The sequence below is a fragment of the Hydrogenophaga taeniospiralis genome, assembly GCF_020510445.1.
GTDB lineage: Bacteria > Pseudomonadota > Gammaproteobacteria > Burkholderiales > Burkholderiaceae_C > Hydrogenophaga.
Genome location: NZ_JAHBAG010000001.1, coordinates 2,048,526 through 2,073,801 on the forward strand (window position 1 = coordinate 2,048,526; position 25,276 = coordinate 2,073,801).

At 64.6% G+C, this 25,276-nt stretch carries 24 protein-coding genes; all 24 read left to right on the forward strand.

The genetic code is table 11. The features are described from left to right. The first annotated feature begins 67 nt into the window (after positions 1-67). The 24 genes from KIH07_RS09800 to hisA all read left to right on the forward strand — a co-directional run bounded on the left by KIH07_RS09800 (position 68) and on the right by hisA (position 25,259). Positions 68-619: a shikimate kinase gene (locus KIH07_RS09800; protein ID WP_226491791.1), complete on the forward strand. Its 552-nt coding sequence runs from the start codon at positions 68-70 to the stop codon at positions 617-619. A gap of 131 nt (positions 620-750) precedes the next feature. Then, positions 751-1,872, forward strand: a complete 1,122-nt coding sequence (aroB, locus tag KIH07_RS09805; protein WP_226491792.1) for a 3-dehydroquinate synthase — start codon at positions 751-753, stop codon at positions 1,870-1,872. Between the two features lie 70 nt (positions 1,873-1,942). After that, positions 1,943-3,136: a deoxyguanosinetriphosphate triphosphohydrolase gene (locus KIH07_RS09810; RefSeq protein WP_226491793.1), complete on the forward strand. Its 1,194-nt coding sequence runs from the start codon at positions 1,943-1,945 to the stop codon at positions 3,134-3,136. Positions 3,137-3,143: 7 nt separating this feature from the next. Next, positions 3,144-4,397, forward strand: a complete 1,254-nt coding sequence (locus KIH07_RS09815; protein ID WP_226491794.1) for a CynX/NimT family MFS transporter — start codon at positions 3,144-3,146, stop codon at positions 4,395-4,397. Between the two features lie 102 nt (positions 4,398-4,499). After that, the gene (locus KIH07_RS09820; protein WP_226491795.1) at positions 4,500-5,147 is read left to right on the forward strand and encodes a hypothetical protein; all 648 of its coding nucleotides are present in this window, start codon (positions 4,500-4,502) and stop codon (positions 5,145-5,147) included. Positions 5,148-5,206: 59 nt separating this feature from the next. After that, complete coding sequence (locus tag KIH07_RS09825) at positions 5,207-5,908, forward strand: transposase (protein ID WP_226491796.1); 702 nt, start codon at positions 5,207-5,209, stop codon at positions 5,906-5,908. A 193-nt stretch (positions 5,909-6,101) separates the two neighbouring features. Continuing rightward, positions 6,102-10,880 (forward strand): glutamate synthase-related protein, encoded by a 4,779-nt coding sequence (locus tag KIH07_RS09830; protein ID WP_226491797.1) that lies wholly within the window; start codon positions 6,102-6,104, stop codon positions 10,878-10,880. Positions 10,881-10,912: 32 nt separating this feature from the next. After that, positions 10,913-12,379, forward strand: coding sequence for a glutamate synthase subunit beta (locus tag KIH07_RS09835; RefSeq protein WP_226491798.1), 1,467 nt, complete (start codon positions 10,913-10,915; stop codon positions 12,377-12,379). A gap of 79 nt (positions 12,380-12,458) precedes the next feature. Continuing rightward, positions 12,459-13,274, forward strand: a complete 816-nt coding sequence (locus KIH07_RS09840; protein WP_226491799.1) for an ABC transporter ATP-binding protein — start codon at positions 12,459-12,461, stop codon at positions 13,272-13,274. After that, positions 13,268-14,050 carry a lipid asymmetry maintenance ABC transporter permease subunit MlaE gene (mlaE, locus tag KIH07_RS09845; RefSeq protein WP_226491800.1) on the forward strand — a complete coding sequence of 261 codons (783 nt, stop codon included), beginning with the start codon at positions 13,268-13,270 and terminating at the stop codon, positions 14,048-14,050. The genes KIH07_RS09840 and mlaE overlap by 7 nt, the downstream gene beginning before the upstream one ends. An 18-nt stretch (positions 14,051-14,068) precedes the next feature. Continuing rightward, positions 14,069-14,548: an outer membrane lipid asymmetry maintenance protein MlaD gene (mlaD, locus tag KIH07_RS09850; RefSeq protein WP_226491801.1), complete on the forward strand. Its 480-nt coding sequence runs from the start codon at positions 14,069-14,071 to the stop codon at positions 14,546-14,548. A gap of 79 nt (positions 14,549-14,627) precedes the next feature. After that, positions 14,628-15,383 carry a VacJ family lipoprotein gene (locus KIH07_RS09855; protein ID WP_226491802.1) on the forward strand — a complete coding sequence of 252 codons (756 nt, stop codon included), beginning with the start codon at positions 14,628-14,630 and terminating at the stop codon, positions 15,381-15,383. Between the two features lie 121 nt (positions 15,384-15,504). Next, the gene (locus KIH07_RS09860) at positions 15,505-16,128 is read left to right on the forward strand and encodes a phospholipid-binding protein MlaC (protein WP_226491803.1); all 624 of its coding nucleotides are present in this window, start codon (positions 15,505-15,507) and stop codon (positions 16,126-16,128) included. A gap of 4 nt (positions 16,129-16,132) precedes the next feature. Continuing rightward, positions 16,133-16,423, forward strand: a complete 291-nt coding sequence (locus KIH07_RS09865) for a lipid asymmetry maintenance protein MlaB (RefSeq protein ID WP_226491804.1) — start codon at positions 16,133-16,135, stop codon at positions 16,421-16,423. Between the two features lie 156 nt (positions 16,424-16,579). Next, positions 16,580-17,509 carry an ABC transporter ATP-binding protein gene (locus KIH07_RS09870; protein ID WP_226491805.1) on the forward strand — a complete coding sequence of 310 codons (930 nt, stop codon included), beginning with the start codon at positions 16,580-16,582 and terminating at the stop codon, positions 17,507-17,509. After that, positions 17,506-18,261, forward strand: coding sequence for an ABC transporter permease (locus KIH07_RS09875; protein WP_226491806.1), 756 nt, complete (start codon positions 17,506-17,508; stop codon positions 18,259-18,261). The genes KIH07_RS09870 and KIH07_RS09875 overlap by 4 nt, the downstream gene beginning before the upstream one ends. An 89-nt stretch (positions 18,262-18,350) precedes the next feature. After that, a complete protein-coding gene (locus tag KIH07_RS09880; RefSeq protein WP_068174411.1) occupies positions 18,351-18,587 on the forward strand; it encodes a BolA family protein in 237 nt (78 codons plus the stop codon). Positions 18,588-18,708: 121 nt separating this feature from the next. Beyond that, positions 18,709-19,989, forward strand: coding sequence for a UDP-N-acetylglucosamine 1-carboxyvinyltransferase (murA, locus tag KIH07_RS09885; RefSeq protein WP_226491807.1), 1,281 nt, complete (start codon positions 18,709-18,711; stop codon positions 19,987-19,989). A gap of 115 nt (positions 19,990-20,104) precedes the next feature. Continuing rightward, on the forward strand, positions 20,105-20,758 hold the full coding sequence (gene hisG, locus KIH07_RS09890; protein WP_226491808.1) for an ATP phosphoribosyltransferase: 654 nt from the start codon (positions 20,105-20,107) through the stop codon (positions 20,756-20,758). Beyond that, positions 20,755-22,098, forward strand: a complete 1,344-nt coding sequence (gene hisD, locus KIH07_RS09895; protein WP_226491809.1) for a histidinol dehydrogenase — start codon at positions 20,755-20,757, stop codon at positions 22,096-22,098. The genes hisG and hisD overlap by 4 nt, the downstream gene beginning before the upstream one ends. Next, positions 22,095-23,195 (forward strand): histidinol-phosphate transaminase, encoded by a 1,101-nt coding sequence (gene hisC, locus KIH07_RS09900; RefSeq protein ID WP_226491810.1) that lies wholly within the window; start codon positions 22,095-22,097, stop codon positions 23,193-23,195. The genes hisD and hisC overlap by 4 nt, the downstream gene beginning before the upstream one ends. A 5-nt stretch (positions 23,196-23,200) precedes the next feature. Then, positions 23,201-23,815 carry an imidazoleglycerol-phosphate dehydratase HisB gene (gene hisB, locus KIH07_RS09905; protein ID WP_226491811.1) on the forward strand — a complete coding sequence of 205 codons (615 nt, stop codon included), beginning with the start codon at positions 23,201-23,203 and terminating at the stop codon, positions 23,813-23,815. A gap of 13 nt (positions 23,816-23,828) precedes the next feature. After that, positions 23,829-24,491 (forward strand): imidazole glycerol phosphate synthase subunit HisH, encoded by a 663-nt coding sequence (gene hisH, locus KIH07_RS09910; protein WP_226491812.1) that lies wholly within the window; start codon positions 23,829-23,831, stop codon positions 24,489-24,491. A 27-nt stretch (positions 24,492-24,518) separates the two neighbouring features. Beyond that, complete coding sequence (gene hisA, locus KIH07_RS09915) at positions 24,519-25,259, forward strand: 1-(5-phosphoribosyl)-5-[(5-phosphoribosylamino)methylideneamino]imidazole-4-carboxamide isomerase (RefSeq protein ID WP_068174404.1); 741 nt, start codon at positions 24,519-24,521, stop codon at positions 25,257-25,259. The last annotated feature ends 17 nt before the right edge of the window (positions 25,260-25,276 follow it).

Genomic DNA, 25,276 nt, shown 5'->3' on the forward strand with positions numbered 1-25,276 from the left:
TGTTGCGGTGTTTGCCCAATTTGAATGATCGCGAGGTTTTGCTAGGTGTTATAAGGTCATTTTTATTGTGCAGGCCCATGCTCTGATCTCGTTGGTTGGTTTGCCCGGGTCTGGCAAATCGACCATCGGCCGGCAGCTCGCCCGCCGTCTGGCACTTCCCTTCTTTGATTCTGACCTCGTGATCGAACAGCGTCTGGGTTGTTCGATTCGTGAGTTTTTCGAACGAGAGGGCGAGGCTCGTTTTCGGGATGTGGAAGAGGGGGTGCTGGACGAGTTGACCCAAGGTCCGGCCTGCGTGTTGTCCACCGGTGGTGGTTCGGTTCTGAGGCCGACGAACCGGTTGCATCTTCGGGAAAGAGGGCAAGTCGTGTATTTGCGGTCAACTCCTGAAGAGGTTTATCGACGGCTGCGGCACGATCGAAACCGTCCATTGCTGCAGGTCGCGGACCCGTTGCAACGCTTGCGCGACTTGTATGACGTGCGTGATCCCTTGTATCGGGAAACGGCGCACTACGTGGTCGAAACTGGGCGTCCCTCAGTTTCGACACTGGTCAACATGATCATGATGCAGCTGGATATGGCGGGAATATCCGGTGGATCGCAGCCCGGCGGAAGCTAGGTAGGCAACGGGTGATCGGCTGCTCTTGGACTCTGCAGTGCCCCGTGGGTGGGGGGCTTTTGTCGCCCGCGTCGTCCGGGTTTTGCCCGGGCCAGGTTTTTGCTGTTGAGCAGGCTCTAAACTCGTGGGCTATGCAGCATCAGACATCCTCATCTTCAAGCGAGCACGTCCAGATTCATCTGGGTGATCGCAGCTACAGCATTGTGATTGGTGCCGGGCTGCTGGACCTTCCCTCAAGCTATGAGGGGCTGCCGTCGGCAGTCAGCGCTGTCATCGTGACGAATGAGACGGTGGCGCCGCTCTATCTGTCCCGCTTGCAGGCAGCGTTGGCTTCCCACTTCGACACCATACACGTGGTAACCCTGCCCGATGGGGAGGCCTTCAAGACCTGGGAGTCGCTCAACCTCATTTTTGATGCCCTGTTGCGCCATGGTTGTGATCGCAAGACTGTCCTGTTTGCGCTTGGAGGTGGTGTGATTGGCGACATGACCGGGTTCGCGGCAGCGAGCTATATGCGGGGTGTGCCATTCGTGCAGGTGCCGACCACCTTGTTGGCGCAGGTGGATTCGTCGGTGGGGGGCAAGACCGCCATCAACCACCCAATGGGCAAGAACATGATTGGGGCCTTCTACCAGCCACAACGGGTCATCTGCGATCTGGAGACGCTCAATACGCTGCCACCGCGTGAACTCAGCGCCGGGTTGGCCGAGGTCATCAAATACGGCCCGATCGCTGACATGGCCTTCCTGGAGTGGATGGAGGCCCATGTGGCCGAGCTGCTCGCCCGGGACCCTTCAACCATGGCTTACGCGGTGCGGCGCAGTTGCGAGATCAAGGCCGATGTGGTGGGTCAGGATGAGCGCGAATCGGGCCTGCGGGCCATTCTCAATTTCGGACACACCTTTGGACATGCCATCGAGGCGGGCATGGGCTATGGGCGGTGGCTGCATGGCGAGGCGGTGGGTTGCGGCATGGTGATGGCGGCCCGGCTTTCGCAGCGTCTGGGGCTGGTGGATGAAGGCTTCGTGCTGCGACTGACGCGCTTGATCGAACGCGTGGGTCTGCCGGTGGTGGCGCCGGTGCTGGATGCGGCCGACAACGCCGGCCGTTACCTGGCTTTGATGCGGGTGGACAAGAAGTCCGAGGCGGGGGAAATCAAGTTCGTTCTCATCAATGGGGCCGGGCAAGCCCTGGTGCAAAGCGCACCCGACCACGTGGTGGCCGAGGTGATTGAAACGAGCTGCCGCGCATGAGCTCCTGCACCGGGTCTTGTTCCGGCTGGACGGGCGGGATGGTGCGGTGTCGGCGAGGGGAACGGCGTTGATGGAGGTTGGCGCTTCCATAGGACTGGCTGCGTATGCCAGCCATCCGGAGCACAGCCGCGGCCGGCGGTTTCCCGAACCCGAGGCCCCCACGCGCACGGCCTTTCAGCGCGACCGGGACCGCATCATCCACAGCACCGCGTTTCGCCGTCTGGTCTACAAGACCCAGGTCTTTCTCAACCACGAAGGCGATCTGTTTCGCACGCGTTTGACCCACTCGCTGGAGGTCGCGCAACTCGGACGCAGCATCGCGCGTTCGTTGCGTCTGAACGAGGATCTGGTCGAGGCGATCGCACTCGCGCACGATCTGGGGCACACACCCTTTGGTCATGCCGGTCAGGATGCCCTGCATGCTTGCATGAAGGCGCTGACGCCGGTCGGGATGGCTGGGGATGGCGGCTCGGAAGAAGGCGCTTGGGGCTTCGAGCACAACCTGCAGAGCCTGCGCGTCGTGGACAAGCTGGAGGAGCGCTACCCGGCCTTCGACGGATTGAACCTGACGTTCGAGACCCGGGAAGGCATCCTCAAACACTGCTCGCGCGCGAACGCGCAACGGTTGCAGGCGCAGGACCCCAGTGGCGTGGCGCAGCGTTTTCTACAAGGTGGTTCGCCCTCGCTGGAGGCGCAGCTGTGCAATCTGGCCGATGAAATCGCCTACAACGCGCACGATATCGACGACGGTGTGCGCTCGGGGCTTCTCACCCTGGAGCAATTGGGCGAAGTGCCTTTGTTTGCGCAGTACCACCGGCAGGCCCTGGCCGCCCACCCCCACTTGGGTGGACGGCGCCTGTTGTTCGAATCGATCCGTCTCATGCTGAGCGACCAGGTCTATGACGTGATCGACACCACACGTGCGCGCATCGAGGTGTCCGGTGTGGACAGCGTGGATGCGGTGCGGGCTCGTGGGCCTCTGGTGGCGTTCTCGGCCGACATGGGGGGCCGTTCACAAGTGCTCAAGGGATTCTTGTTGCGCAACCTGTACCGCCATCCGCAGGTCATGGAGACCACCGATCGGGCGCGGCGTGTGGTGACCGAGCTGTTTGCCTTCTACATGCAGCGGCCCACCGAGTTGCCCGACGCTCATGCACGAAGTGGGCATCGGGCGCGGGCCGTGGCCGATTACATCGCCGGCATGACGGATCGTTTCGCCATCCGCGAGCACGAACGCCTGAGTGGTGCGTCGCTCTTCCCTTGAACACTTGATGCTTGTGGCCCCCACCGCCGACACGCCGCCGTCGCGCGCGTCCGGGCCCTTGGCGGCTGTGGTGGTGGGCGTGGGAGTGTGTTGCGCACTGCACGTGGGCAAGCTGCCGGTGGCCATTCCCGTGTTGCGCGACTCGCTGGGGCTGAGTCTGGTGCAGGCGGGATTTCTGCTGTCACTGGTGCAGTTGGCGGGCATGACGCTTGGGTTGATCGTCGGGCTGAGCGCTGATCGCCTGGGGCCCCGGCGGTTGATGCTCGCCGGCTTGCTGCTGCTTGCTCTGGGCAGCGCCCTGGGAGCATGGGCGCCGAACGTGTCGGTGCTGCTGGCCACGCGGGTCCTAGAGGGGCTGGGTTTCTTGCTGGCGGTGTTGCCAGCGCCCGGCCTGCTGCGCCTACACGTGCACCGCCACCATACGCTGTCGCGCGCGCTCGGTTGGTGGGGCGCCTACATGCCGCTGGGTACGGCGCTGGCGCTGTTGCTGGGTGCGCCGCTGTTGTCGGTGGTGGGGTGGCGCTGGGTCTGGCTGGGACTGGCGGTGCTCACGCTGATGGCGGCAGCGTTGCTGGCACTGCGGGTGCCCGCCGACGGGGTTGTCGCCGCCAGCAGCGGCGATGCAGCACAAACCCGCAGGCCCGCGGCCTGGTGGCCCAGGTTGCGACGGACGTTGGGCGCGCCAGGCCCCTGGCTGGTGGCCCTGGCGTTTTTTCTCTACTCTGGGCAATGGCTGGCGGTGGTGGGGTTTCTGCCCACCATCTACAGCCAGGCCGGCTACAGCGGCAACGTCGTCGGACTTCTCACGGCACTGGCGGCGGGCATCAATATGCTGGGCAACATCGGCGCCGGCCGCTGGATGTCGCACGGCACCCGGCCCGGCACGGTGTTGTCGCTCGGCTACCTCGCCATGGCGCTGGGCGCTGTCGTGGCATTCGGCGCAGTGGGCCACCCGGTCTGGCAATACCTGGCTGTCTTGCTGTTTTCCGGGTTGGGTGGCCTGATTCCCGGCACCCTCTTTGGGCTGGCGGTGGTGCTGGCGCCCGGCAAAGACACGGTGTCCACCACCGTGGGCTGGATGCAGCAGTTCTCTTCACTGGGGCAGTTTGTGGGGCCTCCGGTGGTGGCCTGGCTGGCGGTGCGGGCCGGCGGGTGGCAATGGACCTGGGTGGCTACCGGGGCTTGTTCATTGCTGGGCGTCGTGCTGGCGCACCAGCTGCAGCGCGCCTGGGAGCGGCGTCCCTCAGAGGTGGCCCTGTAGCCCGCGTGGGCGTTCGAGCGGCTAAACTTTCCCGCAATCCGCCAGTCCTCACCCGTGCCGTTCAACGCAAGGACCGGCTCTCACGCTCACAGGGAATCACGCATGAGCTTTCTCAACCAGCTCAAACAACAGGCGAAATCGCTGCAGTCGCAGCAGGAGGTAGACCTCCAGCATCTGGAGGCCAACGTTGCCGCCACCGAGGCCGCCTGCAAAACCACCTGGCATTACTTCACGGAGCTGCCGCGCCAACTCAATGTGATCGAGCCGGCCGCGGCACGGCTGAGCCTGGACGGCAAGACACCCTGGCCGGCCATGAAGCAGACCGACTTTCGCTTCGACGCCCGCAAGAAGCTCCTGCGCGACAAAGAAGTGTTTGACTACCTTGCCCTGGGCTGGCGCCTGGAACCGCGCGAAGGTGGTGCGGCCAAAGGCAGTGTGGCGGTGAACTTTCCACCCGACCTGGAGCGGGTCGAGCGCCGCCTGCGCGCGGGTCACGTGCCCCATGAGCGGCGGGAACAGCGCCACCCGGACACCCACCGGATACAGCTCATCGTGTTTGAACACGAGCTGGCCTCTCGGGCCAGCGTGTTGATCACGGCGGACCACGACAACGCGGTGCTCGACATTCGGTTGGCCTGCGTCAACGGGCTGGAGATCGTGACCACCCGCTACGCCGCCGATCAATGGACCACAGCGGTGTTGGACGAGCTGGCCAAGCTCATCGTTGGGGAACCCAGCCTGTTCCTGTGACGAACCGAGGGACGGGGGTTCCATAATCGGGGTCAGATTCACTGCTGGCTTCGTTCGACATGGCCCGTCTTCCTCGCCTGACCCTGCCGGGTTACCCGCACCACGTCATCCAGCGAGGCAACAACCGCCAGCCCATCGTGTTGAACGATGCGGACCGGCACATGTTGCTGGAACTGATCTGGGAAAACGCCCGCAAGCACCAAGTGGCGCTGCACGCCTGGGTGCTGATGGACAACCACTTCCACCTGCTGCTCACGCCCGAGACGCCGGATGGTGTGCCACTGATGATGCAGGCGATCGGACGGCGCTACGTGCGCTATTTCAATGCCCAGCATGGGCGCACCGGTACGCTGTGGGAAGGCCGGTACAAGTCCACCCTGGTGCAGACCGAGCGCTACCTGCTGGCCTGCATGGCCTATCTGGATCTGAATCCGGTGCGGGCGGGCATGGTGGCCGAGCCCGCCACCTACGCCTGGTCCAGCCACCGCCACTACATCGGCCAGGCGCACGACCGCCGCATCACGCCGCATCCTTTGTATTGGAGCCTGGGTAACACGCCGTTTGCCCGGGAGGCGGCGTACGCGGACATGGTGCACTCGGGTTTGACGACGCAGCAGCAGGAAGCCATCACCGGTGCGGCCTTGCACGGTTGGGCGCTCGGGGAGCCGGCGTTTGTGCAAGAACTGCAAAAACAGACCGATCGACGGGTCAGCAAGGCGAAACCCGGGCGACCGACATCGAAGCCGTCGCTGGGCGAATGAGGGAGGCGTAAATCCTGTCAACTCAGGCTTTTTTTACATGATATTGATATGTCCCCAATTATTTCGACACCATTGCCGTGGTGGTATTATTGGAATCTGACCCCAATTAAAATGCTTGGCATCGTTGTTGCAATGCACTATGCTTCGCATCCCACGCATTTTTGTCACGTCCTTGAACCGAGAAGGAAGCGCCATGACCACGGCAGCCGAGCAGCAGCAACTCCAGCAACAGGGTCTGTACGACCCGGCCCACGAACACGACGCTTGTGGTGTCGGCTTTGTGGCCCACATCAAGGGCGAAAAAAGCCACGCCATCGTGCAACAGGGTCTGAAGATCCTGGAAAACCTGGACCATCGGGGCGCGGTGGGGGCGGACAAGCTCATGGGCGACGGTGCCGGCATCCTGATCCAGTTGCCCGATGCCCTGTACCGCGAAGAAATGGCCGCCCAGGGCGTGACCCTGCCGGCCCCGGGCGAATACGGCGTCGGCATGATCTTCATGCCCAAGGAACACGCATCGCGGCTGGCCTGCGAGCAGGAGATGGAGCGTGCCATCGCCAACGAAGGCCAGGTCCTGCTGGGCTGGCGCGACGTGCCGGTGAACAAGGACATGCCGATGTCGCCGACCGTGCGCGAAAAGGAGCCCATCCTGCGCCAGGTGTTCATCGGTCGCGGCAACGACGTGATCGTGCAGGACGCGCTGGAGCGCAAGCTGTACGTGATTCGCAAGACAGCCAGCGCTCACATCCAGTCGCTCAAGCTCAAGCACAGCAAAGAGTATTACGTGGTGAGCATGAGCAGCCGCACCGTGATCTACAAGGGCCTGCTGCTGGCCGATCAGGTGGGCACCTATTACAAAGACCTGCAGGATCCACGCTGCGTCTCGGCCCTGGGTCTGGTGCACCAGCGCTTCTCCACCAACACCTTCCCCGAGTGGCCGCTGGCCCATCCGTACCGCTATGTGGCGCACAACGGTGAAATCAACACCGTCAAGGGCAACTACAACTGGATGAAGGCGCGCGAAGGCGTGATGTCTTCGCCGGTGCTGGGGGCCGACCTGCAGAAGCTGTACCCGATCAGCTTCGCGAACCAGTCGGACACCGCCACCTTCGACAACTGCCTGGAACTGCTCACCATGGCGGGTTACCCGCTGGCGCAGGCCGTGATGATGATGATCCCCGAGCCGTGGGAACAGCACACCACCATGGACGAGCGCCGCAAGGCCTTTTACGAATACCACGCCGCCATGATGGAGCCTTGGGACGGCCCGGCCTCCATCGTGTTCACCGACGGCCGCCAGATCGGCGCCACGCTGGACCGCAACGGCCTGCGCCCCTCGCGCTACTGCATCACCGACGACGACTTCGTGATCATGGGTTCCGAGTCCGGCGTGCTGCCGGTGCCGGAGAACAAGATCGTGCGCAAGTGGCGCCTGCAGCCCGGCAAGATGTTCCTGATCGACCTGGAACAGGGCCGCATGATCGACGACGAGGAGCTCAAGGCCAACCTCGCCAACAACAAGCCCTACAAGCAATGGATCGACAACCTGCGCATCCGCCTGGACGATGTGGACAACCCCGTGGCGGGTGAGGCGGCGCAAGAGCAGCGCATCGACGCGACCGAGCCGCAGACCGCGGGCATGGAATCCGTGACGCCCGAACTGCTGGACCGTCAGCAGGCCTTTGGCTACACCCAGGAAGACATCAAGTTCCTGATGAGCCCCATGGCCACCAATGGCGAAGAGGGCATCGGCTCCATGGGCAACGACAGCCCGCTGGCCGTGCTGTCCGACAAGGACAAGCCGCTCTACAACTACTTCAAGCAGCTGTTCGCCCAGGTGACGAACCCGCCGATCGACCCGATCCGCGAAGCCATCGTGATGTCGCTGGTGTCCTTCATCGGCCCCAAGCCCAACCTGCTGGACATCAACCATGTCAACCCGCCCATGCGCCTGGAGGTGAGCCAGCCCGTGCTGGACTTCGCCGACATGGCCAAGCTGCGCGACATCCATGTTGTGACGCAAGGCAAGTTCCGCAGCCATACGCTGGACATCACCTATCCGGTGTTTTGGGGACGTGCCGGGGTCGAGGCCAAGCTGGCCTCGCTGTGCGCTGAAGCGGTGGACGCGATCAAGGGCGGCAAGAACATCCTGATCGTGAGCGACCGCGCCATCAGTGCCACCCAGGTGGCCATCCCCGCGCTGCTGGCGCTGTCCGCCATCCACCAGCACCTGGTGCGCGAGGGCCTGCGCACCTCGGCCGGCCTGGTGGTGGAAACCGGCACGGCGCGCGAGGTGCATCACTTCGGCGTGCTGGCGGGCTACGGTGCCGAAGCCGTGCACCCCTACCTGGCCATGGAGACCCTGGCGGCCATCAGCAAAGACCTGCCAGGCGACCTGAGTGCCGACAAGGCGATCTATAACTACGTGAAGGCGATCGGCAAAGGGCTGTCCAAGATCATGTCCAAGATGGGCGTGTCCACCTACATGTCCTACTGCGGCGCCCAGCTGTTCGAAGCCATCGGCCTGTCCAGCGACACGGTCGACAAGTACTTCACCGGCACCGCCAGCCGGGTGCAGGGCATCGGCGTGTTCGAGATCGCCGAAGAAGCCCTGCGCATGCACAAGGCCGCCTTTGGCAACAACCCGGTGCTGGCCACCATGCTGGACACCGGTGGCGAATACGCCTGGCGCACGCGCGGTGAAGAGCACATGTGGACGCCCGACGCCATTGCCAAGCTGCAGCACAGCACGCGTTCCAACAACTGGAACACGTACAAGGAATACGCCCAGATCATCAACGACCAGAACCGTCGCCACATGACGCTGCGCGGTCTGTTCGAGTTCAGGATCGATCCGTCCAAGGCCATCTCCATCGACGAAGTCGAGCCCGCCAAGGAAATCGTCAAGCGCTTCGCCACCGGCGCCATGTCGCTGGGCTCGATTTCCACCGAGGCGCACGCCACGCTGGCCGTGGCCATGAACCGCATCGGCGGCAAGAGCAACACCGGCGAAGGCGGCGAAGACGCGCTGCGCTACCGCAACGAACTCAAGGGCATCCCGATCAAGCAGGGCCAGACCATGTCCGATCTGCTGGGCAAGGACACCTTCGAGGTGGACTACGTGTTGCAAGAGGGCGACTCGATGCGCTCGCGCATCAAGCAGGTGGCCTCGGGTCGTTTCGGTGTGACTGCCGAGTACCTGAACAGCGCCGACCAGATCCAGATCAAGATGGCGCAGGGCGCCAAGCCCGGCGAAGGCGGCCAACTGCCCGGCGGCAAGGTGTCGGACTACATCGGCAAACTGCGCCACAGCGTGCCGGGCGTGGGCCTGATCAGCCCGCCGCCGCACCACGACATCTACTCGATCGAAGACCTGGCGCAGCTGATCCACGACCTGAAGAACGTGGCACCGCACAGCTCCATCAGCGTCAAGCTGGTGTCGGAAATCGGCGTCGGCACCATCGCTGCGGGCGTGGCCAAGTGCAAGGCCGACCACGTGGTGATCGCCGGCCACGACGGCGGCACCGGCGCCTCGCCTTGGTCGTCCATCAAACACGCCGGATCGCCTTGGGAAATCGGCCTGGCCGAAACGCAGCAGACCCTGGTGCTCAACCGCCTGCGCAGCCGCATCCGCGTGCAGGCCGACGGCCAGATGAAGACCGGTCGCGACGTGGTCATCGGCGGCCTGCTGGGCGCCGACGAGTTCGGTTTCGCCACCGCTCCGCTGGTGGTCGAGGGCTGCATCATGATGCGCAAGTGCCACCTCAACACCTGCCCGGTGGGCGTGGCCACGCAAGACCCGGAGCTGCGCAAGAAATTCACCGGCAAGCCCGAGCACGTCGTCAACTACTTCTTCTTCATCGCCGAAGAAGCGCGCCAGATCATGGCGCAGCTGGGCATCCGCAAGTTCGACGAGCTGATCGGTCGCGCCGACCTGCTCGACATGAAGCAGGGCATCGAGCACTGGAAGGCCAAGGGCCTGGACTTCGGCCGCCTGCTGGCCATGCCGGCGGCTCCGGCCGACGTGCCGCGTCTGCACACGCAAAACCAGGAACATGGTCTGGAGAAGTCGCTCGACAACATCCTGATCGCGAAGTCGCGCCCCGCCATCGACAAGGGCGAGCGCGTGCAGTTCATCGAGGTGGCGCGCAACGTGAACCGCTCCGTGGGGGCCATGCTCTCGGGCGCGGTGACCCAGGTGCACCCCGAGGGCCTGCCGGACGACACCATCCGCATCCAGCTCGAAGGCACGGGCGGCCAGTCTTTCGGCGCCTTCCTCACGCGCGGCATCACGCTGTACCTGATCGGTGACGCCAACGACTACACCGGCAAAGGCCTCTCGGGTGGCCGCGTGGTGGTGCGCCCCAGCATCGACTTCCGCGGCGAAGCGGCGCGCAACATCATCGTGGGCAACACCGTGATGTATGGCGCCACCACCGGTGAAGCCTTCTTCAGCGGCGTGGCCGGCGAGCGCTTCGCGGTGCGCCTCTCCGGCGCCACCGCGGTGGTGGAAGGCACGGGCGACCACGGTTGTGAATACATGACCGGCGGCACCGTGGTGGTGCTGGGCAAGACCGGCCGCAACTTCGCCGCTGGCATGAGCGGCGGTGTGGCCTACGTGTACGACGAGGACGGCCAGTTCGCCAAGCGCTGCAACACCGCCATGGTCAGCCTGGAAAAGGTGCTGAGCACGGCGGAGCAGGAGGCCACGGTGGACAAGGCCATCTGGCACCGTGGGCTGGGTGACGAAGCGCAACTGAAGAAGCTGCTTGAGGAGCACAACCGCTGGACCGGCAGCAAGCGCGCGCGCGAACTGCTGGACACCTGGGCCGAGTCGCGCGGCAAGTTCGTGAAGGTCTTCCCGAACGAATACAAGCGCGCTCTGGGTGAGATCAACGCCCGCAAGACGGCCGCTGCCGTCACCACCAAGGCCCAGGGCACGGCGAAGCTGGCCACGGCCGCTGCCAAGTAAGCCCAGACACACGGATACGAAGGACCAACATCATGGGAAAAGTCACCGGCTTCATGGAATACGAGCGTCTGGAAGAGGGCTACAAGCCCGTTCCCGAGCGTCTGAAGCACTACAAGGAATTCGTGGTCGGCCTCGATGAGGGCCAGTCCAAGGTGCAGGCCGCGCGCTGCATGGACTGCGGCACACCGTTCTGCAACAGCGGCTGCCCGGTCAACAACATCATTCCGGACTTCAACGATCTGGTGTACCAGGGCGACTGGAAGAATGCGATCACCGTGCTGCACAGCACCAACAACTTCCCCGAGTTCACCGGCCGCATCTGCCCCGCCCCGTGCGAGGCCGCCTGCACGCTCAACGTGAACGACGACGCGGTGGGCATCAAGTCGATTGAACACGCCATCATCGACCGCGCCTGGGCCGAAGGCTGGGTGCAGCCGCAGCTGGCCAAGATCAAGACCAGCAAGAAGGTTGCCGTGGTGGGGTCCGGCCCGGCCGGCATGGCCGCCGCCCAGCAGCTGGCGCGCGCCGGTCACGACGTGACCCTGTTCGAGAAAAACGACCGCGTCGGTGGCCTGCTGCGCTACGGCATCCCCGACTTCAAGATGGAGAAGAGCCACATCGACCGCCGTGTCGAGCAGATGAAGGCCGAAGGCGTGGTGTTCCGCACCGGCGTGCTGGTCGGTGCGCTGCCCAAGGACAGCAAAGTGACCAACTGGGCCAAGGAAACCGTCTCGGCCGAACAGCTGCAAAAGGACTTCGACGCCGTGCTGCTGACCGGGGGCTCCGAGCAGAGCCGCGATCTGCCGGTGCCCGGCCGCGATCTCGACGGCATCCACTTCGCCATGGAGTTCCTGCCGCAGCAGAACAAGGTCAACGCGGGCGACAAGCTCAAGGGCCAGCTGCGTGCCGATGGAAAACACGTGATCGTGATCGGTGGTGGCGATACCGGCTCCGACTGCGTCGGCACCAGCAACCGCCACGGCGCCGCCAGCGTGACCCAGTTCGAGGTGATGCCCCAGCCGCCCGAGCAGGAAAACAAACCCCTGGTGTGGCCCTACTGGCCGCTCAAGCTGCGCACCAGTTCCAGCCACGAAGAGGGTTGCACCCGAGAGTTCGCCATCTCCACCAAGGCCTTCAAGGGCGAAAAGGGCAAGGTCACCGGCCTGACCACCGTGCACGTCGAAATGAAAGACGGCAAGCTGGTCGAGATTCCTGGCACCGAGAAGGAATACAAGGCCGACCTGGTGCTGCTGGCCATGGGTTTCGTCAACCCGGTGGCCACCGTGCTCGAAGCCTTTGGCGTGGACAAGGACGCGCGCGGCAACGCCAAGGCCACGACCGACTTTGACGGTGGCTACGCCACCAACGTGCCCAAGGTGTTTGCCGCTGGTGACATGCGCCGTGGGCAGAGCCTGGTGGTGTGGGCGATCCGCGAAGGCCGGCAAGCCGCGCGCTCGGTCGACGAATTCCTCATGGGGTTTTCCGATCTACCACGTTGAGCAATCTTGGTGTATTGCCGTGGGATAAGGGGGAGATGGGTTGGCGTGCGACAATGCGCCCTCATTTTTCTTGGGTCCCATGAGCGAATCCCCCTTCATCGAAATTGATCATGTGACGTTCGGTTACGACAGTCGCCGAACCATACTGAACGACGTCTCATTGCAATTCGCACGTGGCAAGGTCACGGCGGTGCTGGGGGGCTCCGGCTGTGGCAAGACCACCTTGCTGCGTCTGATCGGCGGCGTGCACGCCCCCAACAGCGGGCGCGTGGTGTTTGACGGTGAAGTCGTGGACGCGGGGAACAAGACCCAGTTGTTCCGTTTGCGCCGTCGCCTGGGCATGCTGTTCCAGTTCGGGGCCTTGTTCACCGACCTTTCCGTGTTTGACAACGTGGCGTTTCCGCTGCGTGAAATGACCGATCTGCCCGAGGCACTGATTCGCGACATCGTGCTGATGAAGCTCCACGCCGTGGGTCTGCGGGGCGCGGCGGGCCTGCGCATCAGCGAGGTGTCGGGCGGCATGGCGCGGCGCATCGCGCTGGCCCGTGCCATCGCGCTGGACCCCGAACTCATCATGTACGACGAGCCCTTCGCCGGGCTCGACCTGGTGTCCATGGGCGTGACGGCCAAGCTGATCCGCACCCTGACCGACGTCACCGGCACGACCACGCTGCTCATTTCGCACGACGTGCCCCAGTGCATGGCCATCAGCGACTGGGTGGTGCTCATGGCCACGGGCGGGCGCATCGTGGCCCAGGGCACACCCGCCGAACTGATGGCCAGCGCCGAACCCGAGGTGCGGCAGTTCGTGCGCGGGGAGCCAGACGGTCCGGTCAAGTTCCATTACCCGGCGCCACCGGTAGCGGTGGATTTCGGCCTGGAGGCTTCATGCTGAACGCGCTGCAACTGCTGGGCCGTCGAGCCCTGGACGTGTTCGCGGCCTGGGGCCATGGCACCGTGTTTTTCATCGAGCTGATCAGGGCGGTGCCGGCCGGACTGGCCCGCTTTGGTCTGGTGGTGACACAGATCCATGCCATTGGCAACCGTTCGCTGGTCATCATCCTGGCCTCGGGTCTGGCGGTGGGCTTCGTGCTGGCGCTGCAGCTCTACAACACGCTCACCAATTTCGGTGCGGCGGAGTCTCTGGGGCTGGTGGTCAACCTGTCGCTGGTGCGCGAACTCGGGCCTGTGGTCACGGCGCTGCTGTTCGCCGGCCGGGCTGGCACCTCGCTCACCGCGGAAATCGGTCTCATGAAGGCCGGCGAGCAGATCGCCGCCATGGAACTGATGGCCATCGATCCGCGCAAGCGGGTGCTGGCACCGCGGTTCATCGCTGGCGTCATCGCGATGCCTTTGCTGGCCGCGTTGTTTTCCGCCATCGGTATCCTGGGCGCCTGGGTCGTCGCGGTCGGTTTGATCGGCATTGACGCTGGCAATTTCTGGTCGATCCAGCAAAACGGCGTTGACGTCTGGCGCGACGTGGGCAACGGTGTGGTCAAAAGCGCGGTCTTCGGCGTCATCTGCACGGCGGTGGCGCTGTACCAGGGCTATGAAACCGAGGCCACGCCCGAAGGTGTGGCCTACGCCACCACCCGGACCGTGGTGACCGCCTCCCTGGGTGTGCTGGCGATGGACTTCATCCTCACCGCCCTGATGTTCTCGACCCCCTGATCATTGAGCAGCTTACGTATGAACAAAAGAAGCACTGAAATTTTTGTTGGCCTGTTTGTCGTGCTTGGCGCGCTGGGCCTGCTTTTCCTGGCCTTGAAAGCGGCCAACCTGGCCAGTTTTTCCAACGGTGGGGAAACCTACGTGGTGCAGGCACGTTTCGACAACATCGGTGGCCTGAAGGCGCGCGCTCCGGTGCGCTCGGCGGGCGTGAACGTCGGCCGGGTGACGAGCGTCGTGCTCGATACCCAGACCTACCAGGGCGTGGCCACGCTGGAGATCAAACAGAGCGTGGTGTTCCCCAAGGACTCCTCGGCCAAGATCCTCACGGCAGGCCTGCTGGGCGACCAGTACATCGGCATCGAGCCGGGCGGCGACACCAAGAACCTGGCGGCGGGCGACGTGATCACGCAGACCCAGTCGGCCGTGGTGCTTGAAAACCTGATCGGCCAGTTTCTGTTCGACAAGGCGGCCGACGGCGGCGAAAAGAAGGAACAGTGAGCGGGTCAGCTGCGCGTGACCGTGCCGCTGCTCGCAGCACATGGTGATGGCGGCCATGCCCATGCACGGGAGCAGGAACATGAACAACACATTCAACGATCGTCTGAACCGCCGCACGCGTTGCGTGGCCGTTGCCATGCTGCTGCTGGTCCTGGCGGGCTGCGCCACCCGGGAAGGTGGCAATCCGCGTGATCCCTGGGAGCCCTTCAACCGCAAGGTGACAGAGTTCAACGACGCGGTTGATGGTGCGGTGCTCAAGCCGGTGGCCACGGTTTACCGCGACGTGACCCCCGATCTGGTGCGTACCGGGGTGAGCAACTTCTTCGAGAACCTGCGCGACGCTTGGTCGTTCGTCAACGCGGCGCTGCAGTTGCGCCCGCGCGAGGCTTCGGAGAACTTCCTGCGCTTCAATGTGAACACCTTCTTTGGTCTGGCCGGTGTGCTCGACATCGCTTCCGAGATGGGTATCGAACGCACGCGGCTCGACTTTGGCCAGACCTTGGGGCGTTGGGGTGTTCCCTCCGGCCCTTATCTGGTGCTGCCGCTGTTCGGGCCGTCTTCGCTGCGGGACGCGGCCGGGTTCAGCATCGAGTCTCGCGGCGATCTGGTGATGGGCATTTCCGATGTGCCATTGCGTAACACGCTGTATGGATTGCGTGCGATCGAGACCCGGGCCAATCTGCTGCGAGCCAGCACCATGCTGGACGGTGCCGCGCTGGACAAATACAGCTTCACGCGGGACATCTACCTGCAACGGCGCGAGAGCCAGGTCGAGGATCTGATCGACAAGGGCATTGGCCTGAAGAATGGTTCCGGGGGCGAAAAGCCCGACTGACAGCATTTCGACACGAAACAATTACACACAGGACACATGCGCGGGGAACCGGTACCGTAGAGTCCTGTTCCAGCGGGTCGCTGCACATCGGTGTGCAAGCCCGTACCGAAAGGAAACCCAAATGATGCAACGACGCGAATGCCTTTCCCATCTGCTTGCCGCCGTGGCGCTGGTTGCCAGCCCCATGGCCTTTGCCGCCGACGAGGCGCCCGACGCCCTGGTCAAACGCATTTCCGGTGACGTGATGGCCGCTGTGAAGGCCGATCCGGCGATTCAGGGCGGTGATGTCAACCGCATCGTCGCCCTGGTCGACAGCAAGATCATGCCCAGCGTGAACTTCTCGCGCATGACCGCCTCCGCCGTGGGTCGCCACTGGCGGCAGGCCACGCCCGAGCAGCAAAAGCAGCTGCAGGACGAGTTCAAGACCTTGCTCGTGCGCACCTATTCCGGTGCCCTGGGCGAGGTCAAGGACCAGACGCTGAGTTTCCGTCCGCTGCGCGCCAAGCCCGAGGACACGGAGGTGGTGGTGCGTTCGGAAGTGCGTGGTCGGGGCGAGCCCATCCAGTTGGACTACCGCCTTGAAAAGACCGCCGACGGCTGGAAGATTTACGACCTCAACGTGCTCGGTGTGTGGTTGGTGGAAACTTACCGGACCCAGTTCGCACAGGAAATCAACGCCAAGGGCATCGACGGCCTGATCGCCACGCTGGTGCAGCGCAACAAGGCTGGAACCAAGGCGGGCTGACACGATGAACGACAGCAGTTCTGCACCGGTGGCCAGTTTGCCGCAGCGTCTGACCCTGGATGATGCGGTGGTGGCACTGGGGCAGCTCGAACGCGAGACGGCCTCGCAACCCGGCACCACCGCCTTGGTCGATGCGAGCACGTTGCAGGACTTCGACTCCTCGGCCGTCGCGGTGTTGCTGGAGCTGCGGCGCAGCCTCTTGGCGCAAGGCAAGACGCTGCAGGTCCGGCACTGGCCGCAGAGGCTGCGTGATCTGGTGGCGCTCTACGGTGTGGCCGAGCTGTTGCAGGCCTGAAGAGGTCGATCCCAGCCGTTTGCGGTGGCCCGGTTGGCGTTCGGACATGTCCCCCCATCGCGGTGGCGGGCAGGGCGGCGCTTAAAATAGCCCGTTCACCCGCCGTCATCAGATGTCCTGCGCGCGGTCGGTGATCCCAGCGATCCCGTAGCCGCAATGCCCGCAGTTTCCTTTCAGAACGTTTCCAAAGTCTATCTATCGGCGCACGGTGAATTGCACGCGCTCAAAGGGGTGTCGTTCGACATCGAACCGGGCGAGTTTTTCGGTCTGCTCGGACCGAACGGCGCAGGGAAAACGACCCTGATCAGTGTGCTGGCGGGTCTCACCCGCGCCAGTGCCGGTCGTGTGCTGGTGCACGGAAAAAACGTCCAGACCGACTACCAGGCCGCCCGCCGCCAACTGGGCGTGGTGCCTCAGGAGTTGGTGTTTGACCCGTTCTTCAACGTGCGCGAGGCGCTGAGATTCCAGTCGGGCTATTTCGGCGTGCGCCACAACGAAGCCTGGATCGACGAATTGCTCGAAGGTCTGGGTCTGGCCGACAAGGCCGGCGCTAATATGCGCCAGCTCTCGGGCGGAATGAAACGCCGCGTGCTGGTGGCGCAGGCGTTGGTGCACAAGCCTCCGGTGATCGTGCTCGACGAGCCCACCGCCGGTGTCGATGTGGATCTGCGCCAGACCCTGTGGCAGTTTGTCTCCGATCTCAACAAGCGCCAGGGCTGCACCGTGTTGTTGACCACGCACTACCTGGAAGAAGCGGAGGCGCTGTGTGGTCGCATCGCCATGCTCCGGCAGGGGCAGGTGGTGGCTCTGGAGTCCACCTCGGAGTTGTTGCACCGGGCCTCGTCCAACGTGCTGCGCTTCAAGACCGACCAGGTGCTGCCCGACGATCTGGCCGCCGTGGCCCGCGTCACCGGGCGTGTGGTGCAGCTGCCGGCGCACGATGCCCTGGAGGTCGAGCGCATCCTGGCGCGGGCGCGCGAGTCGGGCGTGCTGGCGCAGGACATCGAGATTCGCAAGGCCGATCTCGAGGACGTGTTCATCGATGTCATGGAAAACGCCGCCCATGCGCAGGGAGCCCTGGCATGACCGGATGGCAGACCCTGTTCTACAAAGAAATCCTGCGCTTTTGGAAGGTGGGTTTCCAGACGGTGGCGGCGCCGGTCATCACGGCCATTCTGTACATGATGATCTTCGGTCATGTGCTCGAAGGCCGTGTGCAGGTCTACGAGACGGTGAGCTACACGGCGTTTCTGCTGCCGGGCCTGGTCATGATGAGCGTGCTGCAGAACGCGTTCGCCAACAGCTCTTCGTCGCTGATCCAGAGCAAGATCATGGGTAACCTGGTGTTCCTGTTGCTCACGCCCCTGTCGCACCGCGCGTGGTTCGTGGCCTATGTGGGGTCCTCCGTGGTGCGTGGGCTGGCCGTGGGGATTGGGGTGATGCTGGTGACCTGGTGGTTTGCCCAGCCGCCTTTCGTGGCGCCGCTGTGGATCCTGGCCTTTGCCTTGCTGGGGGCAGCCCTGCTGGGGGCGCTGGGCCTGATCGCTGGGCTGTGGGCCGAAAAATTCGACCAGATGGCCGCGTTCCAGAACTTCATCATCATGCCCATGACCTTTCTGTCGGGCGTGTTCTACTCCATCCATTCCCTGCCCGACTTCTGGCAGCGCGTGAGCCATCTCAACCCGTTCTTCTACATGATCGACGGATTCCGGTACGGTTTTTTTGGGGTCAGCGACGTCTCGCCCTGGCTGAGTCTGGCCTTGGTGGTGGGGGCGCTGGCCGTGGTCAGTGCGGTGGCGCTGCACCTGCTGCGCATTGGCTACAAAATCCGGCATTGAGATGAAGACCAACCACGGTGCTTGCCCGCTTCGCATCGTCGCATGCCCCGTCCCGTTGCTTTCCGAAGTCCTTTTGCCCCGACACCGACATGACCGCTGACCAACTGCAACAACTCATCGCCGCAGGTCTGCCCTGTGAACACATCGAAGTCACGGGGGACGGCCGCCACTGGGCCGCCGTCATCGTGTCGCCCGAGTTCGAGGGCATGCGGGCCATTGCGCGCCACAAGCGCGTGTACGCCACCCTGGGTGCGCGCATCCAGAGCGATGAAGTGCATGCGCTGTCGATGAAAACCTACACGCCCGCCGAGTGGGCTGGAAAATGACCCCCTCTGCGCCGGCGTCATCTGCGGCCCGGCAGAGCTGGTGCTTGGTGACCTTGGCGCGTGCGTCCCGTGCGCTTTCGGCGGCGCTGACCGTCGTTGACAACTGAAAGACAACTGTTCCATGGACAAACTGCGAATCACCGGTGGCCGTGCGCTGCACGGCGAAGTGAACATCTCCGGCGCCAAGAATGCCGCCCTGCCCGAGCTTTGCGCCACCCTGCTGACGGCCGACCCGGTGACCCTGTTCAACGTGCCGCGCCTGCGCGATGTGGCCACCATGCGCCACCTGCTGGACAACATGGGTGTTCGGACCGAGACCCACGGCGAGCGCGGTGGCATGACCCTGCAAGCCGCCGATCCCATCCAGCCGGAGGCGCCCTACGAGCTGGTCAAGACCATGCGCGCGTCGGTGCTGGTGCTCGGGCCCCTGCTGGCGCGTTTCGGCCATGCCCGCGTGTCCTTGCCCGGTGGCTGCGCCATCGGTTCGCGACCGGTGGACCAGCACATCAAGGGCATGCAGGCCATGGGGGCCGACATCGAGGTGGAACACGGCTACATGGTGGCCAAGCTGGGCGCCGGCCGCAGCCGGCTGCGTGGTGCCCGCATCACCACCGACATGGTGACGGTGACCGGAACCGAGAACTTCCTCATGGCCGCCACGCTGGCCGAGGGCGAGACCGTGCTGGAAAACGCCGCCCAGGAGCCGGAGATCGGTGATCTGGCCGAGATGCTGATCGCCATGGGCGCGCAGATCGAGGGCCATGGCACCAGCCGCATCCGCATCCAGGGTGTGGAGCGCCTGCATGGCTGCAACCACCAGGTGGTGGCCGACCGCATCGAAGCGGGAACCTTTTTGTGCGCGGTGGCCGCCACGGGGGGCGACGTGTTGCTGCGCCACGGCCGAGCCGATCACCTGGATGCGGTGATCGAGAAGCTGCGCGAGGCGGGCGCCTTCATCGAAGGGGGCCGGGACAGCGACGGCGACTTCATCCGCGTGCGGGCTTCCGGGCGGCTCAAGGCGCAGAGCTTCCGCACCACCGAATACCCGGGCTTCCCGACCGACATGCAGGCCCAGTTCATGGCGCTCAACTGCATTGCCCAGGGCACCAGCACGGTCACGGAAACCATTTTTGAAAACCGGTTCATGCACGTCAACGAGCTGGTTCGCCTGGGGGCTCACATCCAGACCGATGGCAAGGTGGCGGTGATCGAAGGCATCGATCGGCTGTCTGGCGCCACGGTGATGGCGACCGACCTGCGCGCTTCCGCCAGTCTGGTGATTGCCGGTCTGGTGGCCGAGGGCGAAACCATCGTCGATCGCATCTACCACCTGGACCGCGGCTACGACCAGATGGAAGCCAAGCTGCGCGGCATTGGCGCAGACATCGAGCGCATCAAATGAAATACACCCCCGCCGCGCTTCGCGCGACCCCCTCGAGGGGGCAACACCTGCGGTCTGGCGAAGCCAGTCCCGCGGTGTTCTGGGGTTGCGGGGTCACGTCTGTTGGAGTGAAGTTTTGATCACCTTAGCCCTGTCCAAAGGCCGCATCTTCGATGAAACCCTGCCGCTGCTCGCGGCCGCGGGCATCGAGGTGCTGGAAGACCCGGAAACCTCGCGCAAGCTCATCCTCGCGACCAACCAGCCCGGTGTGCGCGTGGTGCTGGTGCGCGCCACCGACGTGCCCACCTACGTGGAGTACGGCGGTGCCGACCTCGGCGTGACCGGCCGGGACACGCTGATTGAACACGGCGGCCAGGGCCTGTACCAGCCGCTGGACCTGAAGATCGCCCAGTGCCGCATGAGCGTGGCTGTGCCGTCGGACTTCGACTACGCCTCGGCCGTGCGCCAGGGCTCGCGCCTGAAAGTGGCCACGAAATACACCACGATCGCGCGCGACTTCTTCGCCAGCAAGGGCGTGCATGTGGACCTGATCAAACTGTACGGCAGCATGGAGCTGGCGCCCCTGACGGGCCTGGCCGATGCCATCGTCGATCTGGTGTCCACCGGCAAGACGCTCAAGGCCAACAACCTGGTCGAGGTCGAGCAGATCATGGACATCAGCTCGCGCCTGGTCGTCAACCAGGCCGCGCTCAAGCTCAAGCAGGCGGCGATCCGCCCCATCCTCGACGCCTTCTCCAACGCCATCGAAAAAAACGCCGTACCGTCATGAGCCTCACCGCCGCGCCCGTCCGCCTGTCTACCCAATCGTCCGATTTCGAGGCGCGGTTCGCGGCGCGTTTGCATTGGTCGGCCGAGACCGACAGTGCGATCGAACAGCGCGTGGCCGACATCCTGGCCGACGTGCAGCAGCGCGGCGATGCGGCGGTGATGGCGTACACGGCGCGTTTTGATGGCCTGACGGTGGACACGCTGCAGCAGCTGGAGCTGACCCAGGCCGAACTCAAGGCCGCGTTCGACAGCCTGCCGGCCGCGCAGCGCGACGCGCTGGAGTCCGCCGCGCGCCGTGTGCGCAGCTACCACGAGGCGCAGAAACGCGCCAGCGGCGAAAGCTGGAGCTACCGCGACGAAGACGGCACGCTGCTGGGGCAGAAGGTCACGCCGCTGGACCGCGTGGGCATCTACGTGCCCGGTGGCAAGGCGGCCTACCCAAGCAGCGTGTTGATGAACGCCATCCCGGCCCACGTGGCGGGTGTGGCGGAAATCATCATGGTGGTGCCCACGCCGCGCGGCGAGAAGAACCCGTTGGTGCTGGCCGCTGCCTACGTGGCCGGTGTCACGCGCGCCTTCACCATCGGTGGCGCACAGGCCGTGGCGGCGCTGGCCTATGGCACGGCCACCGTGCCCAAGGTCGACAAGATCACCGGCCCGGGCAACGCCTACGTGGCCAGCGCCAAGAAGCGCGTGTTCGGCACCGTGGGCATCGACATGATCGCCGGCCCGAGCGAAATCCTGGTGCTGGCCGACGGCAGCACACCGGCCGACTGGGTGGCGATGGACCTGTTCAGCCAGGCCGAACACGACGAGCTCGCGCAGAGCATCCTGCTGTGCCCCGACGCCGCCTACATCGCCGCCGTGCAGGCCGCCATCGACCGCCTGCTGCCCACCATGCCGCGCGCGGCCATCATCGCCAAGAGCCTGAACGACCGCGGTGCGCTGATCCTCACGCGCGACATGGAAGAGGCCTGCGCCATCAGCAACCGCATCGCGCCCGAGCACCTGGAGGTGTCGAGCCGCGAGCCACACCGCTGGGAACCGCTGCTCAGGCACGCCGGCGCCATCTTCCTGGGCGCCTACACCAGCGAAAGCCTGGGCGACTACTGCGCGGGCCCCAACCATGTGCTGCCCACCAGCGGCACGGCGCGCTTCTCGTCCCCGCTGGGCGTGTACGACTTCCAGAAGCGCAGCAGCCTGATCGAGGTCAGCGCCGCGGGCGCCCAGACCCTGGGCACCATCGCCGCCGAGCTGGCGTATGGCGAAGGCCTGCAGGCCCACGCCCGCGCTGCCGAATTGCGCCTGACCAACGTCCCCCCGATGCGTGCATCCCCATGAACGCCATGAACACCCCGAACCCGCTGCGCTTCATTCGGCAGGACATCCAGTCCATGCACGCCTACGCCATCCAGGACTCGGCCGGCATGGTCAAGCTCGACGCCATGGAGAACCCGTTCGTGCTGCCGCCCGAGTTGCAGGCGGCGTTGGGTGCCCGCCTCGGGGCGGTGGCCATCAACCGCTACCCCGGCGCGCGCATCGAAGACCTGAAGCAGGCACTGGCCCGCTATGTGGACCTGCCCGCCGGCTGCGGCCTGATGCTGGGCAACGGCTCGGACGAACTGATCTCCTTGCTGGCCATGGCCTGCGACGTGCCCGGTACGTCCATCCTCGCGCCCTTGCCCGGTTTCGTGATGTACGCCATGAGCGCACAGCTGCAGGGCCTGGCTTTCCACGGCGTGCCGCTCACGGCCGAGTTCGAGCTGGACGAGGCCGCCATGCTGGCCGCGATGCGCGCGCACCAGCCCGCCATCACCTACATCGCCTACCCGAACAACCCCACCGCCAACCTGTGGGACGCGGCCGTGATCCGTCGCCTGATTGCCGAAGCGGCCACGTTTGGCGGGCTGGTGGTGATGGACGAGGCGTATCAGCCGTTTTCCAGCAAGACCTGGCTCGATGAGATTCGCGCCGACCCGGTGGCCAACGCCAACGTGCTGCTCATGCGCACGCTCTCCAAGTTCGGCCTGGCCGGTGTGCGCCTGGGCTACATGCTGGGGCCGCAGGCGTTGGTGCACGAGGTGGACAAGCTGCGCCCGCCCTACAACGTGAGTGTGCTCAATGCCGAGTGCGCCTTGTTTGCGCTGGAACACGCCGAGGTGTTCGCACAGCAGGCGGCGCAGATCCGCGAACAGCGGGCCGTGCTGACCGAGGCGCTGGCCCGGATGCCGGGTGTCACGCCCTTCCCGAGCGACGCCAACATGGTGCTGGCGCGTGTGCCCGATGCACAACGCAGCTTCGATGGCCTGAAGGCTCACGGCGTTCTGGTCAAGAATGTTTCTAAAATGCACCCATCGCTGACCAACTGCCTGCGCCTGACCGTCGGAACCCCCACGGAAAACGCGCAACTGATTGGCGCCCTGCAACAAGTTCTATGACCCCCATGTCCTCCGTTTCCCCCGCTGCCGCCGACCGCGTGGCCGACGTCCAGCGCAACACCGCGGAAACGCAGATCACCGTTCGTGTCAATCTGGATGGCACGGGAACGGCGAACCTGTCCACCGGCATCGGTTTCTTCGACCACATGCTCGACCAGATCGCGCGTCACGGCCTGATCGACCTCGACATCCAGGCCAAGGGCGACCTGCACATCGACGGTCACCACACGGTGGAAGACGTGGGCATCACGCTCGGCCAGGCCTTTGCCAAGGCCGTGGGCGACAAGAAAGGCATCCGCCGCTACGGCCATGCCTATGTGCCGCTGGACGAAGCCCTGTCGCGCGTGGTGGTCGATTTTTCGGGCCGCCCCGGCCTGCACATGCACGTGCCGTTCAAGAGCGGCATGGTGGGCGCCTTCGACACCCAGCTGGCGTTCGAGTTTTTCCAGGGTTTTGTGAACCATGCCGGGGTCACGCTGCACATCGACAACCTGAAGGGCGAGAATGCCCACCACCAGGCCGAGACCGTGTTCAAGGCATTTGCCCGCGCGCTGCGCATGGCGCTCGAACGCGATCCGCGCATGGGCGATGTGATCCCCTCGACCAAAGGCTCGCTCTGAGCATTCCTGTCCGATGAACCGCAAGACTGTCGCCGTGGTCGACTACGGCAGTGGGAATCTGCGTTCCGTCTCGCAGGCCGTGGCCCATGTGGCCGCCGCCAGCGGGGTGGACGTGAGTGTCACCTCCGATCCGAAGGCGGTGCTGGATGCCGAACGCGTGGTCCTGCCCGGGCAGGGCCACATGGGCGACTGCATGCGCGAACTCGCCGCCTCCGGCCTGCTGGACGCCGTGTTGCATGCGGCGGCCCACAAGCCCTTGTTCGGGGTTTGCGTGGGCATGCAGATGCTGCTGGACCGCAGCGAAGAGGGGCCCACGGAAGGTCTGGGCCTGATTCCCGGCGAGGTGGTGAGGTTCCGCCTGGAAGGGCGCTTGCAGGCCGATGGCAGCCGCTTCAAGGTGCCGCAGATGGGCTGGAACCAGGTGTTCCACGAGCTTGGCCATGGGCCAGCGCATCCCCTGTGGGCTGGCATCGAAGAGGGCGCCTACTTTTATTTCGTGCACAGTTACTACGCCCGTCCCTCCCATGTTCAACACTGTGTGGGCGAAGCCGACTACGGTGGCCGCTTCGCGGCAGCGATCGCACGTGACAATATCTTCGCGACCCAGTTTCACCCTGAAAAGAGTGCCGATCAGGGGCTCGCGCTCTACCGCAATTTCCTTCACTGGAACCCTTAAGTCCATCCGCCCTTCACTTAGACCATCATGTTGCTGATTCCTGCCATTGATCTGAAAGACGGCCAGTGTGTTCGCCTCAAACAGGGCGACATGGACCAATCCACGGTGTTTGGCGAAGACCCGGCCGCCATGGCGCGCGCCTGGGTCGACAAGGGTGCCCGCCGTGTGCATCTGGTGGACCTGAATGGGGCATTTGCCGGCAAACCCAAGAACGAGCAGGCCATCCGCGCCATCCTCAAGGAAGTGGGGTCCGAGGTGGACGTGCAGCTCGGTGGCGGGATTCGCGACCTCGACACCATCGAACGCTACCTGGACGCCGGTCTGCGCTACGTGATCATCGGCACCGCGGCGGTGAAGAACCCCGGTTTCCTGCAAGACGCCTGCACCGCGTTCGGCGGCCACATCATCGTGGGCCTGGACGCCAAAGACGGCAAGGTGGCCACCGACGGCTGGAGCAAGCTCACCGGCCACGAGGTGGTCGATCTGGGCAAGAAGTTCGAGGACTACGGCGTCGAAGGCATCATCTACACCGACATCGGCCGCGACGGCATGCTCAGCGGCATCAACATCGACGCCACGGTCAGGCTCGCGCAGGCCTTGTCGGTGCCGGTCATCGCCTCCGGCGGCCTGTCCAATCTGGACGACATTCGCGCCTTGTGCGATGTGGAAGACGAGGGCATCGAGGGCGTGATCTGCGGCCGCTCGATCTACAGCGGTGATCTGGACTTCGAGGCCGCGCAAAAGCTGGCCGACGACCTGAACGGTTGAACGCATGACCCAACTGT